A 16,101-nucleotide genomic window follows, 5' to 3' on the forward strand; every position below is an offset into this window, starting at 1 on the left:
TCAGCAGCAGCGCCAAGAACGCGCCCCGCACCTATTCGACGCGGCCAAAGCGTTCCGCCAGGGCGTCCAGCCCGGCCTGATAGACGCCGTCGACCGCTGCGATGGCGGCATCGTCGTTCAGTTCGGCCGGGGGTTCGTTGTTCGGGAAACCGCGATAGAAGCCGCCCTTCCACAGGACCTCGGCCTTGCCGTCCTTGTCGCTGACCTGCAGCGTCGAGGAGTAGTTGGTCACCGGCAGGACCGCCGTGTCGACCTCGGTAATCATGTACTTGTACATCATCTTGTCGTTGTCGATGGCCATCAGCTGTTCGGTGATGGTGGGCGCCCCATCGCCGTTCAGTGTCAGCACGCGGGTCGATTCGTCGGGAACGTCCGCTGCCGCGCCCTCGGGCGTCATCGCGGTCGAGGCAACCACCGGATGCCAGCTCATGTCGTCGAAGCGGCCGATCACCTCCCATACCTCGGCGGGGGTGGCATCCAGCGTCACGGTCTTTTCCGTCTTCAGGCGCGACGGGCCATGCGCCCCCGCCATCCCCGTCAGGGCCAGCACCGCACCAAGCGCGCCCGCCAGAACTGTCGTCGTCCTCATTCCTTCCGTTCCTCCCGAAAGATCACATTTCTCAGCAGATAGCTGTAGCCGCGCCGAAACGCGTCATCGGTGTTGCCGCGGATCTCGACCGATCCGGCGCGCACGGTCTCTCCGGTTTCGGCATCGCGCAGGGTCAGATTGACCGACTGGATCAGGTTGGAGACCTTCTGCACCTCTCCGGCGATGGCATAGTCCGATCCCATCCCGCGGGCGATCCTGGTATCGGCGCCGTTCGACCGGACCGGGTTCAGGATGCCCGCCACCGCCTCGGCCGGGGGCGGGGTCAGGGCAAAGCCGCGTCTGGTCAGGTCTTCGGCGATGAAATCCTCGACCATGGCGATGCGCGCGGTCTCGTCCGCGCGGACGCCGTTGATGGCGCCCTCGGTCGAGGTGTCGATGTAATGCAGGCCGAACCAGGTCGCGGTCCCCGGGGGCGGTGCCGGCTGGGCAAGGGCGGCCATGGGGGCCAGCAGCAAGGTCGATATCAGGCCGAAACGGGTCATTCCCCGACCATGCGCCGGGGTCGGGCAGGCGTCCATTAAGACAAAAGGTGCAGCCGCCCCCGACTTTGGGTTGAGGGAAAAGTTCCCGGACGAAACGGGAACAATAACCGGCTTGCCGCATCCCGGATCACCCCCCACCATGCCTGCAGGGAGAGACGAAATGTTCAAAGGAATCATGGGACTTTTGGCTGGTGCCGTGGCACTGGCCCAGCCCGTCGCGGCCCAGACCCCGGACCCGGTGCAGATCCGCACGGCCGTGCTGCGGGTCGACGACCCTGGCCTGCCGCCGATCTCGCGGCTGGACCTGATGCCCGCCGATCTGGGTTTTGTGGGCGCGCGCCTGGCGATCGAGGACAACGACACCACCGGCCGCTTCATGGGCCAGGACTTCGAGGCCGAGGAGGTGGCTGCCACCCCCGAGACCGCCGAGGCCGAGATGGCACGCCTGCTGGACGAGGGGGTGCAGTTCATCGTGCTTCTGGCCGATGACGCGACGACCCTGGCCCTGGCCGATCAGGCGGGGGACCGGGCGATGGTCTTCAATGCGATGGCGCGCGGCGACAACCTGCGCGGGACCGATTGCCGGTTCAACACGATCCACGTCGCGCCAAGCCGCGCGATGCTGACCGACGCCATGACGCAGTTCCTGATGTGGAAGAACTGGCCCCGCTGGTTCCTGATCCACGGCAGCCATCCCGAGGACCAGGCCCTGGCCCAGGCCTGGCGCACCAGCGCCGCCAAGTTCGGCGCCCAGATCGTCGAGGAGCGTGAATACACCGATACCGGCGGCGCGCGCCGCACCGACAGCGGTCACGTGCAGGTCCAGGCGCAGATGCCCGTCTTTACGCAGCGCGCCGCGGACCATGACGTGGTCATCGCCGCGGACGAGGCGGACGTCTTCGCCGCCTATCTGCCCTATCTGACCTGGGACGCGCGCCCGGTGGCGGGATCCGCCGGGCTGGTGCCGCGCAGCTGGCACCCGGCGATGGAGGCCTGGGGCGGCACCCAGTTCCAGAACCGCTTCGAGAAGCTGGCCGCCCGCCCGATCCGCGAGGAGGATTACCAGACCTGGCTGTCGCTGCGCATCGTCGGAGAGGCGGCGACCCGCACCAATTCCGGCGACCCCGCCGCGCTGAAGGAGTTCATCCTGTCCCCCGATTTTGACGTCGCGGGATTCAAGGGCCAGGCCCTGACGGTGCGCGACTGGGACCACCAGGTGCGCCAACCCATCCTGCTGACCACCGGCGTGCTGACCACCTCGGTCAGCCCGCAGGACCAGTACCTGCATCAGACCAGCCAGCTGGACACGCTGGGCGTCGACCGCCCCGAAACCCAATGCCAATTCTGAGAGGCCGCATGCGACATCTTCTGAGTGCCACCACCGGGCTTGCGCTGATGCTTGCCGCCGGACCCGCCCTGGCGAACCGCGTCTTCGTCACCAACGAACGCAGCAACGACGTCACCGTCCTGGACGGAGAGACGTTCGAGGTCATCGGGACCTATCCCGTGGGCAACCGCCCCCGCGGCATCACCATCAGCCCCGACGGGACCGAGCTGTATGTCTGCGCGTCGGACGACAACCTGGTGCGCGTCTTCAACCCCGAGACGATGGAGGAGATGCACACCCTGCCGTCCGGTCCCGACCCGGAACTGTTCGTGCTGCACCCGTCGGGCAACCCGCTGTTCATCGCCAACGAGGACGACAACATCGTCACCGTGGTCGACACCAAGACCCACCAGATGCTGGCCGAGGTGCCGGTCGGCGTCGAGCCCGAGGGCATGGGCGTCAGCCCCGATGGCAAGGTCGTGATCAACACGTCGGAAACGACGAACATGGCGCATTTCATCGACACCGAGACGTTCCAGATCACCGCCAACGTGCTGGTCGACAGCCGCCCGCGCTTTGCCCAGTACACGGCCGACGGAACCAAGCTGTACGTGACGTCCGAGATCGGCGGCACGGTCAGCGTGATCGACCCGGCCACGCAGACGATCACCAAGAAGATCAGTTTCGACATCCCCGGCGTCCTGCCGGAGGCGATCCAGCCGGTCGGCGCGCGTGTGACGTCCGACGGGTCCAAGCTGTTCGTGGCCCTGGGGCCGGCCAACCGGGTCGCCGTGATCGACGCTGCCACCGACGAGGTGACCGATTACCTGCTGGTCGGGCAGCGGGTCTGGCAGCTGGCCTTCAGCCCGGACGAGAAATACCTCTATACCACCAACGGCAATTCCAACGACGTGTCGATCATCGACGTGGCCGCCAACGAGGTCGTCCGCTCGGTTCCCGTGGGGCAGCAGCCCTGGGGTGTCGTCGTCGCCCCGGACTGATCCGGCATCCCTGCATATCCTGAGGAGGAGAGATTCCATGACCACGCTGACGAAACTGATGTCCGGTGCCGCCTTGGCCCTGATCCTGGCGGTGCCCGCTACCGCCCAGGATGCCGCGGTCCCCGACGCCTCTGCTGAGCAGGCACCCGGCGGCGATGCCGTTGTGGGCGAACCCGCCGAGGCGGGCACCCAATCGGGCGAGGCCGTCGAGGCGGACGAGGATGATGACGACGAGGAGGAGGAAGAGGCCCCGTCCGAGGGGACCTATGACGCGACCGGCATGTTCGATTACGGCTTTTCTGGCCTTCTGGCGCGAGAGAACCGCACCGACCTGGCGCCCCTGACGCTGGCATCCGGCCAGCCCGTCGCGGGCGGCGAATACACGATCAAGTCGGGCGGTTACTATCGCATCAACATCGTGGCCGACGGCAGCCAGGAGCTGGCCCTGTCGGGCGGCGACTTCTTCCGCGCGATCTGGATCAACGAGATCGTCATCGGCGACACCGAGATCCGGCCGATGGGCGTGCACAGCATCGAATTCGATGCCGACGGCACGGCGGTCCTCAGCTTTGTCGCGGTGCTGCCCGGTCGATACACCTTGTCAGTGCCGGGTTCTTCGGGCGACAGTCTGCAAGCCGTCTTCAACATCCAGTAGGGTTCATTGACCGCCGCGTTGCAGATCGACCATGTCAGCCACAATTTCGGTGCCGTGCAGGCACTGGACGATGTGTCGCTGACGGTGCCGCGCGGCGGATTCACCGCCCTTCTGGGGGTGAATGGCGCGGGCAAGACCACGCTGTTCTCGCTTGTGACGCGGCTCTACAACAACCGGTCGGGGATGATCCGCGTGGCGGGCCACGACCTGCGGCGCGAACCGTCGCAGGCGCTGGCCCGTCTGGGCGTGGTCTTTCAAAGCCGCGCGATGGATGCCGACCTGACGATCCGCCAGAACCTGATCTATCACGCCAGCCTGCACGGGATACCCGGCAGGCTGGCGCGGCCACGCATCGACCAGGTGCTGGGCCAGGTCGATCTGGCCGACAAGGCCGACACCCGCGTCACCGCCCTGTCCGGCGGCCAGTCGCGCCGGGCCGAGATCGCGCGCGCCCTGATCCACAGCCCCGACCTGCTGCTGCTGGACGAGGCGACGGTGGGCCTGGACGTGAAGTCGCGGGCCGAGGTGCTGGCCCTGACCCGCCGCCTGATCGCCCGCGATGGCGTGTCCGCCCTGTGGGCCACCCATATCATGGACGAGATCGACCCCGCCGACGACCTGGTGATCCTGCATCGCGGCCGGGTGCTGCGGCAGGGTCGCGCCGCCGACATCGCCGGGCCGCACGGGCTGACGCGGGCCTTCCTGGACCTGACCGGAGTCGCGCCATGACCGCACCCACCGACCGCCCCCGCGGCTGGCTGACCGCCTTTCTGGGCATCGCGCGCCGCGAGACGCTGCGCTTCGTCAACCAGCGCGGGCGGTTCTTGGCGGCACTGGTGCGCCCGCTGGTCTGGCTGTTCATCTTTGCCGCCGGGTTCCGCGCCGTGCTGGGTCTGTCGATCACGCCGCCCTATCAGACCTATGTCCTGTACGAGGTCTACGTGACCCCCGGCCTGGTCGCGATGATCCAGCTGTTCAACGGCATGCAGTCGTCGTTGTCGATGGTCTACGACCGAGAGACCGGGGCCATGCGCACGCTGCTGGTCAGCCCGTTTCCGCGTTGGTACCTGCTGGGATCCAAGCTGATCGCGGGGGTGATCGTGTCGATCATCCAGGTCTTCACCTTCCTGGCCATCGCGTATTGGTGGGGCATCCGCCCGCCCGTCTGGGGCTATGTCACCGTGATCCCGGCGCTGATCCTGTCGGGGCTGATGCTGGGCGCGATGGGTCTGTTCCTGTCCAGCGCGATCCGCCAGCTGGAGAATTTCGCGGGTGTCATGAACTTCGTGATCTTCCCGATGTTCTTTGCCTCGTCCGCGCTGTACCCGCTGTGGCGCATGCGCGAAAGCAGCCCGCTGTTGCACGACATCTGCGCCGTCAATCCCTTCACCCACGCGGTCGAGCTGATCCGGTTTGCGCTGTACATGCAGGTGAACTGGACCGCCCTGGCGGTGGTCCTAGGATGTTTGGCGGGGTTCTTCGGCGCGGCGGTCTTCATGTATGATCCGCAAAAGGGCCTGTGGGCCCGGCGGAAAGGAGGTCCCGCATGATCCGCATCACCCTGGCCCTGGCGCTGCTGGCCGGTCCCGCCTTCGGCGCGGCGGGGACCGATCCCGACTGGCCCTGCATCCAGCGCAAGCAGCCGCATCTGTCGATGGGCCAGGTCTGGACCGGCCCCATCCCGGACGACGAGACGCTGGCCCTTGCCCGCGATCCCGACATCGCCCGCCTGGCCGAACGCCTGGAACAGCGCCGCCTGCCGATCGAGGAGGCCGAGACGGAGATCGCCGAATTCGGAGCCGAGGCCCCAGACACGCATCTGGTCGCACTGATGCAGGCAATCTTCGACCGGATCGACAGTGACCGCAGCGCGCTGATCGCGGGCATCGCGCGCTATGGCCGGTCGCAGGTGGACCTGTCCGAACGGATCGAGGAACGCCGCGCCCGCATGGCCGAAATGGAGGCCGCCGAGGCCCCCGATTTCGACGCCATCGACGCCGAGGAAAAGGCCCTGGACTGGGATCAGCGTATCTTCACCGAACGCCAGCAGTCGCTGACCTATGTGTGCGAGACGCCGGTGATCCTGGAACAGCGCATCTTCACGCTGGGCCGCGCCATCGCCGGCCAGCTGGACTAGGGCGCCTCGCTGCGCGACAGTCGCAGGATGTCGTCATGGCTGCGGTCCAGCCGTCCAGCCAGCCCGTCGCGCACTGCCTGATCCAGGATGGTCCGGAACAGGGCGGCGTCCGGTCCGTAATCGCCGGCCTTGCGGCGCCACTTGCGCAGCAGCACCGGGACCAGCGGCCAGAACCACGGACCCGCCGCCACCCGATAGGCCATCAGCGCATTGCGATACATGTAGAACACCTTCCACATCGGGCGCAGCACGACACCGCCCTGCGCCTGCAGGGCCGTGGTGTCGTGATCGAACCGCACCTGCGGCGCGAACCCGATGCGCAGTCCGGCACGGCGCATCTGCAGCGTGTACAGCTGGTCGTCGCCATAGATGAACAGGCGCGGGTCGGGCAGCCCGGCCCGCTGCAGCGCCGCGCGCGACAGGAACAGGCCGACGAAGCTGCTCATGTCCACCGGCAAGACCGGTGACCCGGTCCGGTAATCACCGTCGCCCAGATGGAACCCGGCACGGCCGCGGCCCAGTGGCATCCGCGCCAGGGTGCGCAGGAAGGCCCCCGGATTCCAGAACGGGTTGCGATAGGGGCGGTTCATCTCGCAGATGCGGCCGTCGGGGTGATGCACCGCGGCGCCGATCGCGTCCCATTCCGACAGATCCATTGCCCGGAAGGCGTCGATGGCGCCGGGCGCGGGGCGACCGTCATCGTCCGTGACCAAGGTCCAGTCGGCCTGCGCCTCGTCTCGCGCAAGCTGCATGCCGACGGAAAACCCGCCCGCCCCGCCTTGGTTCGTGGCGCTGCGATGGACGCGCAGGCGCGGGTCGTTCAGCGCCGAAAGCCAATCGGCGGTCCCATCGGTCGAGGCATTGTCGACCACGATCACGTGATCGACCGGCTGGTCCAGCAGGCGCGCGACCGTGACGGTCAGCTTGTCCAGCCGGTTGTGCGTGACCACCACGGCGGCGATCGAGGGTCGGGTATGGGCCATGGCGTGCCGATCATGTCATCTGCCGGCAGGCTGCGGCCGGGTTCGACCGCGCGATACCACGAAGGGCATTTGTGCAGCAACCGCCACCCATGCTGGTTTTCCGTGCCGGACGGGGCTGACAAGGCGCGTCGATGCCCCTAGACATCGTGCAGGACAACCGCCCGAGGCAAAGATGCAGATCGAAACAACCCCGCTGCCCGGAGTGCTGCTGCTGACGCCGGCCCGTCATGGCGATGCGCGCGGCTTCTTCTCGGAAAGCTGGAATCGCAGGACGCTGGCCGATTCCGGGGTCGTGCTGCCCGAGTTCGTGCAGGACAACCATTCAATGTCCGCGCAGACCGGCACGCTGCGGGGTCTGCATTATCAGTCGCCCCCCTTCGCGCAGGGCAAGCTGGTGCGCTGCGGGCGTGGCCGGCTGTTCGACGTGGCGGTGGACGTCCGCGTGGGCAGCCCGACCTATGGCCAATGGTTCGGGACCGAGCTGAGCTTCGAGAACGGCCGCCAGCTGTGGATTCCTGCAGGCTTCCTTCACGGCTTCGTCACCCGCGAACCCGATACCGAGATCGTCTACAAATGCACGGCCCATTACGACCGCGCGTCGGACGGGGCGGTGGCTTGGGACAGCGTCGGCATTGACTGGGACGTCGCCGATCCGTTGCTGTCGGACAAGGACCGCGACGCGCAACGGCTGGCCGACCTGAAATCGCCCTTCACCTATGAGGAACAGGCATGAAGATCCTGATCACCGGCGGCGCCGGATTCATCGGCTCTGCCGTCGTTCGCCTGGCGATCGCACGTGGGCATCATGTCGTGAACCTGGACGCGCTGACCTATGCCGCGAACCTGGAGAACGTGGCCGAGGCCGCCCGGTCCGACCGCTACGCGTTCGAGCAGGCCGACATCCGCGACCGCGCGGCGCTGGACCGCATCCTGGCGCAGCACCGCCCCGACGCGATCATGCACCTGGCCGCGGAGAGCCATGTGGACCGGTCCATCGACGGCCCTGCGGCCTTCGTGGAGACGAACGTGATCGGCACGTTCAACATGCTGGAGGCCGCCCGCGCCTACTGGACGGCCCAAGGGCGCCCCGACAGCTTTCGCTTTCACCACATCTCGACCGACGAGGTCTTTGGATCCTTGGGCGAGACGGGGCAGTTCACCGAAACCACGCCCTATGACCCGCGCAGCCCCTATTCGGCCAGCAAGGCGGGGTCCGACCACCTGGTCCGCGCGTGGGCCGAAACCTATGGCCTGCCCGTCGTGCTGACGAACTGTTCGAACAATTACGGCCCCTATCATTTCCCCGAAAAACTGGTGCCTGTGGTGATCCTCAAGGCGCTGTCGGGCCAGCCGATCCCGGTCTATGGCGACGGTGGCAACATCCGCGACTGGCTCTATGTCGAGGATCACGCCGATGCGCTGCTGCTGGTCCTGGAAAAGGGCCAGTTGAACCGCAGCTACAATATCGGCGGAGAGAACGAGGCCACCAACATCGACCTGGTCCGAACCATCTGCGCCCATATGGACAAGCTGCACCCGACGGGCGCGCCGCATGCGGACCTGATCACCTTCGTGACCGACCGTCCGGGCCATGACCGCCGCTATGCAATCGACCCGACCCGCATCCGCACCGAACTGGGCTGGCGCCCGTCCGTGACGGTCGAGGAGGGGCTGCGCCGCACCGTCGAATGGTATCTGGCCAATCGCGACTGGTGGCAGCCGCTGCTGGACCGCGACGGCGTGGGCAAGCGCCTGGGAACTGCGTGATGCAGGGATTGCTGGTCTTTGGCCGCACCGGCCAGGTCGCACGGGAACTGGCCGCGCTGGCGCCAGAGGCGACATTCCTGGGCCGCGACCGGGCCGATCTGACCGACCCCGCCGCCTGCGCCGCCCTGATCCGCGCGGCGCGTCCGCGTGCGGTCATCAACGCCGCCGCCTACACCGCCGTGGACCGGGCCGAGACGGACCCGGACACCGCCCGCCTGGTCAATGCCGACGCGCCTGCCGCGATGGGGCAAGCCTGCGCGGATCTGGGCATCCCGTTCCTGCACATCTCGACCGACTATGTCTTTGACGGATCGGGCGACCAGCCGCGGGCCGAGGATGCACCAACCGCGCCCCTGGGCGTCTATGGCGCGACCAAGCTGGCCGGAGAGCAGGGCGTGTCCGCCGCGGGCGGAGCCTGGGCCGTGATGCGGACCTCCTGGGTGTTCTCCGCCCATGGCGCGAATTTCGTCAAGACGATGCTGCGCCTTGGCGCGGAACGCGACCGCCTGACCGTGGTGGCCGACCAGATCGGCGGGCCGACGCCTGCCGCCGACATCGCCGCCGCCTGCCTGCGGATGATCCGCGTGATGCGCGACAGGCCCGACACCACGGGCGGGATCTATCACTTCGCAGGCACGCCCGACGCCTCCTGGGCCGATTTCGCGCGCCAGATCATGGCGCAGGCGGGCTTGGCTGCGCAGGTGGCGGACATCCCGTCATCCGACTATCCGACGCCTGCCGCGCGGCCGCTGAACTCGCGGCTGGATTGCGGACGCATCGCGCGGGATTTCGGGATCGCGCGTCCCGACTGGCGGGCCGGGCTGACCCGCGTTCTGGATCAACTGAAGGACAAGGCATGACACAGCGCAAGGGCATCATTCTGGCCGGCGGATCGGGCACCCGGCTGTATCCGATCACCATGGGCGTGTCCAAGCAGCTGCTGCCGCTATACGACAAGCCGATGATCTTCTATCCGATCAGCGTCCTGATGCTGGCCGGCATCCGCGAGATCGCGATCATCACCACCCCCGAGGATCAGGACCAGTTCCGCCGCCTGCTGGACGACGGCAGCCAGTGGGGAATCAGCTTCACCTATATCGTGCAGCCCAGCCCCGACGGCCTGGCGCAGGCCTATATCCTGGCCGAGGATTTCCTGGCGGGCGCACCGTCCGCGATGGTGCTGGGCGACAACATCTTCTTCGGGCACGGTCTGCCGGAACTGCTGGCATCCGCAGATGCGCGCGACGGGGGCGGCACGGTCTTCGGCTATCGCGTGTCGGACCCCGAACGCTATGGCGTCGTCGATTTCGACGACCAGATGCGGGCCCGCGCCATCGTCGAAAAGCCCCTCGTGCCGCCGTCGGATTATGCCGTGACGGGGCTCTATTTCCTGGACGGCACCGCGCCGGAACGGGCCCGCGCCGTCCAGCCCTCCGATCGCGGAGAGCTGGAGATCACGACCCTTCTGGAAAGCTATCTGCATGACGGGTCGCTGACCGTCGAACGCATGGGCCGCGGCTTTGCCTGGCTGGACACCGGCACCCATGCCAGCCTGCTGGATGCAGGCAACTTCGTGCGCACGTTGGAGAACCGCCAGGGTCTGCAGACCGGCTGCCCCGAGGAGATCGCCTTCGAGGCCGGCTGGATCTCGCCTGACCAGCTGCGCGCGCGTGCGGCAAAGTTTGCCAAGAACGATTATGGGGCCTATCTGCTGCGTCTGATCGACTGACCCTTCCTCCCGACAGACGGATTGACCTCGCCCATGTCCGACCTTGCCTCGCACACGCCCGCAGATCCTGCGCTGGTGGCCCATCTGACCGCCGGCATCGCCGAGGCCCGTGCGATCTATGAGCTGCTGTTTCCCACGCAGCAGCTGTTCTTCGTCCTGTCGCAGGGCAACAATCCGATCTGGGCCGCCCCCGAGGTGGTCGAGGGTACGCACAATCCGCGTCCCCAGGACCTGGGTGCGGATTATCTGGGCACCCTTACCCGGCCGGGTGCCTATGACGGCGCGCAGCAGGTGACCATCCGCCTGGCCATCCCGCGCCTGCCTCTGCCCGGAGAGATCAAGCAGATCGATGCGCCCTGGAGGCCCATGCGCGGCCTGGGCGCGCTGTTCCGCGCCAGCCCGCTGTGGTACGAACAGGTGCGCTATGGTGCCGAGATGGCCCGCAAGCGGCAGGCCGACCGACGCACGGACCAGACGGCCATGCCCCTGGGCGACGGCTCGGCCCTGTTGCCCGTGCCCGTGGCGCCCGACAGCGACAAACGTCCCGCCATCCTGATCGGCATGCACTGGCTGGAGATGGGCGGCGCCGAGAAGCTGGGCTTCGACACCATGCGCTGGGCGCTGGCGGCCGGGCTGCGTGTGTTCGTCGTGGCGTCGGTTCCGGCCGTGCAGCGGCTGGCGGACAAGCTGCCCGACCATCCGGACCTGACCTTCATCCGGCTGGATCGCTATCTGCCGCACCACCTGTGGCCGCGCTATGTCCAGCGGCTGGCGATGGCGGAAAACATCCGCGCCGTGCACATCCACCATTGCACGCCGCTGTACGAAAGCCTGACCATGCTGCGCATGCACCTGCCGTGGGTGCAGACGATCGACAGCACGCATATCGTCGAACACGCGAATGGCGGCTATCCGAGGATCTCGGGCGTGTGGTCCAACTATCTGGACATGCAGCATGTCATCAGCGGAGAACTGGTCCGCTATTTCCGCGACCGATTCCATGCCCCTGCTGGCAAGGTCGTCCTGGGCCGCATGCTGGACCGCGAGAACAACGATGCGCTGCCGCCGCTGCGCCTGCAGGCGGGACAGAAAACGCTGCATGCCTGCTTCATCGGGCGGCTGTTCTATCAGAAGCGTCCGGTCGTGGTGGTCGAGGCCCTGCGCGCGCTGAATGCCTGGGCCGGGCGGAACGGCGTCACGTTGACCGCAACCATCGTCGGCGAAGGTCCCTATGACGGCACGCTGACGCGTCTTCTGCGCAAGCACGGTCTGTCGTCCAAGGTCGACCTGCTGCCCGGCAATACTGACATTCCGGCCCTGCTGGAACGGTCCGACATCCTGCTTCTTCCCTCGAACAACGAGGGTCTGGCGCTGGTCTGCTACGAGGCCGTGGCCCATGGCTGCATCCCCATCTCGACCCGCGTCGGATCCCAGGACGAGGTGCTGCCCGACGGCCTGCTGGTGCCGCTGGCGCCGCGTGCGGCCGTGGCGGGCACCGTGGCCGCAGTCGACGCGATGTGGCGCGATGCAGGCACCCTGGCGCGCCACAAGGACGCCCTGCAGGCTGCGTGGACGCGTCTGACCGCCGATCCGACCGCCGAGGAGGTGCTGATGCCCGTCTATCGCCGTCTGGCCCAAGGGGACGCGGCATGAGCGTCCTGAACAAGACGGCTGCGGTCATCGTCACCTTCAACCGCTCGGGCAAGCTGATGGCGGTGCTGGACGCGCTGGCGGCGCAGACCATGCGCCCCGACATCGTGCTGGTCGTGGACAATGCCTCGACCGACGACACCGCAGCGCTGGTGCAGGCGCGGGCCGACGCCGACCCGACCATCCGCCACCTGCGGCTGCCGGCGAATGTCGGCGGGGCGGGGGGGTTTCATGCCGGGATCAAGGCCGCCTACCAGATGGGCGCGCAGTATTTCTGGGTGTCGGACGACGATGCCTATCCCCGACCGGACGCCCTGCAATCCCTGCATCGGGCCCTGACGGGTTTCCAGGCCGATAACGGCTGGCGCCCCAGCTTTGCCTGTTCGCGGGTCGAGTGGATCGACGGATCGCTGTGCGAGATGAACTGTCCTCGCACGGTGTGGGACTGGGCACGCTTCGTGCGGCCGGGCAGTGCCTGGGCGCTGGTGGACAGCGCGTCCTTCGTGTCTGTGATGATCCCGCGCTGGGCCGTCAGCGAACACGGACTGCCGATCGCGGATTACTTCATCTGGTTCGACGATGCCGAATACACCCGCCGCATCGCGCGCAGCTATCCGGGCATCTTCGTGCCCGAAAGCGTCGTGGTCCATGACACGCCCGACAACCGGGGCGTCAACTTCGGCCTGGTCGACGACAAGAGCCTGTGGAAGTTCAAGTACGGAGCCCGCAACGAAACCTCATGGCGCCGGCGCGAGATGGGCCTGATGGGCGTGCTGGCCTATGCCTATGGGGTCCGGGGGCAGATGCGCCGCGGCGACGTGCCCTCATCCCTGCGCCGCCAGATCTATGGCGCGATCATCAAAGGCTTGGGGTTTCGCCCGGCCATTGAGCGCGTTTGACGGACAAGGTGATGCTGACGCGGCATGCGCGTCAGCACTGATTTTTAATGGGTCAACCGAGTGGTCAACACATCTGCAATCTTCTGTTGATCGAACGGTTCTTGCAGCATGTCGAACAGCGGCTTGATTGCATTTGGATCCTGTGAAAATCTTTCATAGGACATCATGATAGAACATTCTTTGTGTCGATCGTGATACTCCGAAAACCTCTGATCCATGTCGCGCACAAGCTTCTCAACATCTTGTAACTTCCAATCTTTCCACCAAGCAGATTTTGCGACATCTTCAATGTTGCGCGTATTGAATATGAAAATCGGATCTTTGAAATGAAAGCGCATAAAGTCGAGTAAGTCGGGAAATCTATCGCCAAGTGCGTTGTATCGGATTTCCTTGAATCCAAAATATTTTGCGTTCCGTGGTGGGGTGATTACGTTGTCGATCATAGAATCGATCATGCCAGCAGCAAATAGCGCAGGACGAATATTTTCTGCGCCAAACCACGGATGATTCGACTTTCGTTCTTCGTTCCCCCAAGTGCCTCGCGTCATTCGCGCCCTCATGGCAGCATTCCAAATTGTTTCAATAACGTTATGGTTCTCACCCCGGATTGTGCAGTCCGGCAGCGTTTGTACAAGACTTTGAAGAAGGGTTGATCCGGTTCGGCCATAGGTGACAATAAAGATATTGCGTTTTAACGCAGGAAACCGCGCATTGAGCCTATGAGTATTGGATATCGTCATCCCTGTATTCCCAGTGTTTGATTGAGAAATCGCAGCGGTTGCCGCATTGCCGCCAGCGTCTGATCTGGCCGCCATCGCTTTTGCTTTTATGTTTGCGAGATCTGATAGAGGAAATTTTGGAAGGGCGGCGTCACATATCTGTTGGGCACATGCAAATTTTTTTCTTTTTATCGCGTGATTTGCCATTACACGATGATATTGAACGGCAGCTTTACGGTTTCGTGCAAGAATCTGAAATTCGCTTTTATCGAGCGACATTTCGATCATTTTCTGGGTTGTTAGCTTTAGCAGCCCCATTTGAGAGAGGAGAGGAGAAACCCCATGACCACCACCAGGAAGGTTGAGGTGCGTTGTTTTCGCCGGGTTACCAAATCGACGTGCGTGCCGCCTATCCGGTCGATCAAGTCCATCATACACTACGTAACAGTGCCTAGCATAAGCAACTCCTTCAGCGGCTTCACTGTAAGGCAAGCTCCAATCCTGGGCCTTCCCTTCGGAATATCGCCACTCCCACGGAACTTTTTTTGCATCTAATGTGCTCTGCGGACTGAACGCAATAACAAGAGAATTAGGCGCAAGAGGTGCAAATGCTGCTGCAGCAAAACCACCCATTGATCCTCCGCTCATGATCACCCTGTCAAATGATGCGAAAAACCCGCCATCTCGGAGCGACTCTAACGCTTCTATTATCTTCAGATCTCTATACCAAATAGCGCGACGAGCTATAACACCAAGGATGGAAAAGCCTTCGCTGCGATAAAACTTGTCTCCCCATGTCGGTCGACCAATATACGGCTCTTGCGCTGGACGTGCGGCGTTGTCGAAACTTACGATTAGAGTTTCATTTCCTGGTTCAAACTGAAGCCTATGATCGCCAAGCTCCCGAACGAAGGCTTCTTGTGGTCTGGGCGTGCTCTTTGCCTTGCGTTGAAAAAGATGCCTAAACATTTATAGGGGCTCTGCAGCAAAAGCCGGCATATCAGCGGCGTGGTTTGTGAACTTCTTTGCCGTGTCAAGCGCCTCTCTGATCGTCACGTCCATGTCCAGATAGCGATACGTGCCGAGGCGGCCCACGAAGGTCACGCCGGGGGTGTCGTGGGCCAGGTCGACATACTGCTCCAGCAGGGATTTCTCCTCGACCAGGCGGATCGGGTAATAGGGCGTGTCGCCCGGCTCTGCCGCGCGGGAGTATTCGCGATAACAGACGGACCCCTGGTGGCTCTCCCATGGACTGAAGTGCTTGTGCTCGGTGATGCGGGTATAGGGCACGTCGCGGTCGCCGTAGTTCATCACCGCACAGCCCTGATAGTCGCCGTCATGGCTGAAGCGTTCGAAATCCAGCGTCCGATAGCCAAGGCGGCCAAGGCGATAGTCGAAGTATCCGTCCAGCGGCCCCGACCAGAAGACGTGATCGGCCTCTGCCGCCATCTCGGCGCTGTATTCGGTGCCCAGTTCGACCGTGATCCGCGGATGGTCCAGGATGGCCGCGACCATTGCGGTGTAGCCGTCCTGCGGCATCCCCTGGAAACGGTGGAAGAAATAGTTGTCGTCATAGTTGAACCGCACCGGCAGCCGCTTGAGGATCGACGCCGGCAGTTCGGTCGGCGAACAGCCCCACTGCTTTTCGGTGTAGCCCTTGAAGAAGGCCTCGTAGAGTTCCGGGCCCACGAACCGCAGGGCCTGCTCCTCGAAGCTCTGCGGATCGGTGATGGTCGTGTCGGCCTTGGATTCGATGAAGGCGCGCGCCTCCTCGGGGCGCAGGGTGGTGCCGAAGAACTGGTTGATCGTCAGCAGGTTCACCGGCAGCGAATAGACCCGGCCCTGCGCGGTCGTCTTGACCCGGTTCTGGAACGGCATGAAGCGCGCGAAGCGGTTGACGTAATCCCACACGCCCTCGTCGTCGGTATGGAAGATGTGCGGGCCATAGACATGCATCATGACGCCGGTGTCAGCATCGCGTTCGGTATGGCAATTGCCGGCGATATGGGGGCGCGCGTCGATGATGCGGCAGTCATGCCCGGCCTCGGCCAGCTCCCGCCCGATCACGGCACCGGACAGTCCCGCACCCACCAGAAGAATTCTCATTGCCCCGCCCCGCCTTTGTGCATGGTCGACAGTCCG

17 protein-coding genes are annotated in these 16,101 nt (G+C 64.9%); 12 read left to right on the forward strand and 5 right to left on the reverse strand.

The window, feature by feature from the left end; translation table 11 throughout:
- Window positions 1–31: 31 nt before the first annotated feature.
- Entirely contained in the window at window positions 32–589 is a 558-nt protein-coding gene (locus EOJ32_RS02200; RefSeq protein ID WP_045981884.1) for an SRPBCC family protein, read from the reverse strand.
- A complete protein-coding gene (locus tag EOJ32_RS02205; RefSeq protein ID WP_045981883.1) occupies window positions 586–1,092 on the reverse strand; it encodes a DUF3280 domain-containing protein in 507 nt (168 codons plus the stop codon). The genes EOJ32_RS02200 and EOJ32_RS02205 overlap by 4 nt, the downstream gene beginning before the upstream one ends.
- Before the next feature lie 175 nt (window positions 1,093–1,267).
- Here EOJ32_RS02205 and EOJ32_RS02210 point away from each other — a divergent pair, with 175 nt between their 5' ends.
- From EOJ32_RS02210 to EOJ32_RS02235, 6 genes are read left to right on the forward strand one after another with little or no spacing between them, the layout of a single operon-like run.
- Window positions 1,268–2,440, forward strand: coding sequence for an ABC transporter substrate-binding protein (locus EOJ32_RS02210; protein WP_127897543.1), 1,173 nt, complete (start codon window positions 1,268–1,270; stop codon window positions 2,438–2,440).
- An 8-nt stretch (window positions 2,441–2,448) separates the two neighbouring features.
- Window positions 2,449–3,420: a YVTN family beta-propeller repeat protein gene (locus EOJ32_RS02215; protein ID WP_045981881.1), complete on the forward strand. Its 972-nt coding sequence runs from the start codon at window positions 2,449–2,451 to the stop codon at window positions 3,418–3,420.
- Window positions 3,421–3,457: 37 nt separating this feature from the next.
- Entirely contained in the window at window positions 3,458–4,075 is a 618-nt protein-coding gene (locus EOJ32_RS02220) for a hypothetical protein (RefSeq protein ID WP_239441292.1), read from the forward strand.
- Window positions 4,076–4,081: 6 nt separating this feature from the next.
- Window positions 4,082–4,804 (forward strand): ABC transporter ATP-binding protein, encoded by a 723-nt coding sequence (locus EOJ32_RS02225; protein WP_045981880.1) that lies wholly within the window; start codon window positions 4,082–4,084, stop codon window positions 4,802–4,804.
- Entirely contained in the window at window positions 4,801–5,625 is an 825-nt protein-coding gene (locus EOJ32_RS02230; RefSeq protein WP_045981879.1) for an ABC transporter permease, read from the forward strand. The genes EOJ32_RS02225 and EOJ32_RS02230 overlap by 4 nt, the downstream gene beginning before the upstream one ends.
- A complete protein-coding gene (locus EOJ32_RS02235; protein ID WP_045981878.1) occupies window positions 5,622–6,212 on the forward strand; it encodes a hypothetical protein in 591 nt (196 codons plus the stop codon). Before EOJ32_RS02230 ends, EOJ32_RS02235 begins: the two co-directional genes overlap by 4 nt.
- Here the strand turns inward: EOJ32_RS02235 and EOJ32_RS02240 are convergent.
- Window positions 6,209–7,195 carry a glycosyltransferase gene (locus tag EOJ32_RS02240; protein WP_127897544.1) on the reverse strand — a complete coding sequence of 329 codons (987 nt, stop codon included), beginning with the start codon at window positions 7,193–7,195 and terminating at the stop codon, window positions 6,209–6,211. The genes EOJ32_RS02235 and EOJ32_RS02240 overlap by 4 nt on opposite strands.
- Before the next feature lie 172 nt (window positions 7,196–7,367).
- On the opposite strand from EOJ32_RS02240, the gene rfbC reads away from it, so the two are divergent.
- From rfbC to EOJ32_RS02270, 6 genes are read left to right on the forward strand one after another with little or no spacing between them, the layout of a single operon-like run.
- The gene (rfbC, locus tag EOJ32_RS02245) at window positions 7,368–7,928 is read left to right on the forward strand and encodes a dTDP-4-dehydrorhamnose 3,5-epimerase (RefSeq protein ID WP_127897545.1); all 561 of its coding nucleotides are present in this window, start codon (window positions 7,368–7,370) and stop codon (window positions 7,926–7,928) included.
- Complete coding sequence (gene rfbB, locus EOJ32_RS02250) at window positions 7,925–8,962, forward strand: dTDP-glucose 4,6-dehydratase (protein ID WP_127897546.1); 1,038 nt, start codon at window positions 7,925–7,927, stop codon at window positions 8,960–8,962. The genes rfbC and rfbB overlap by 4 nt, the downstream gene beginning before the upstream one ends.
- Window positions 8,962–9,822: a dTDP-4-dehydrorhamnose reductase gene (rfbD, locus tag EOJ32_RS02255; RefSeq protein WP_127897547.1), complete on the forward strand. Its 861-nt coding sequence runs from the start codon at window positions 8,962–8,964 to the stop codon at window positions 9,820–9,822. The genes rfbB and rfbD overlap by 1 nt, the downstream gene beginning before the upstream one ends.
- The gene (gene rfbA / locus EOJ32_RS02260) at window positions 9,819–10,691 is read left to right on the forward strand and encodes a glucose-1-phosphate thymidylyltransferase RfbA (RefSeq protein WP_127897548.1); all 873 of its coding nucleotides are present in this window, start codon (window positions 9,819–9,821) and stop codon (window positions 10,689–10,691) included. Before rfbD ends, rfbA begins: the two co-directional genes overlap by 4 nt.
- Before the next feature lie 33 nt (window positions 10,692–10,724).
- Window positions 10,725–12,344: a glycosyltransferase gene (locus tag EOJ32_RS02265; protein WP_127897549.1), complete on the forward strand. Its 1,620-nt coding sequence runs from the start codon at window positions 10,725–10,727 to the stop codon at window positions 12,342–12,344.
- Window positions 12,341–13,240, forward strand: a complete 900-nt coding sequence (locus EOJ32_RS02270; RefSeq protein ID WP_052714748.1) for a glycosyltransferase family 2 protein — start codon at window positions 12,341–12,343, stop codon at window positions 13,238–13,240. Before EOJ32_RS02265 ends, EOJ32_RS02270 begins: the two co-directional genes overlap by 4 nt.
- 44 nt (window positions 13,241–13,284) lie before the next feature.
- Here the strand turns inward: EOJ32_RS02270 and EOJ32_RS02275 are convergent, their stop codons facing one another.
- Both EOJ32_RS02275 and glf read right to left on the reverse strand, forming a co-directional pair.
- The gene (locus EOJ32_RS02275; RefSeq protein ID WP_127897550.1) at window positions 13,285–14,928 is read right to left on the reverse strand and encodes a sulfotransferase; all 1,644 of its coding nucleotides are present in this window, start codon (window positions 14,926–14,928) and stop codon (window positions 13,285–13,287) included.
- Window positions 14,929–16,065, reverse strand: coding sequence for a UDP-galactopyranose mutase (gene glf, locus EOJ32_RS02280; RefSeq protein WP_127897551.1), 1,137 nt, complete (start codon window positions 16,063–16,065; stop codon window positions 14,929–14,931).
- Between the last annotated feature and the right edge of the window lie 36 nt (window positions 16,066–16,101).

The sequence above is a fragment of the Paracoccus sp. Arc7-R13 genome, from assembly GCF_004010775.1.
GTDB lineage: Bacteria > Pseudomonadota > Alphaproteobacteria > Rhodobacterales > Rhodobacteraceae > Paracoccus > Paracoccus marcusii.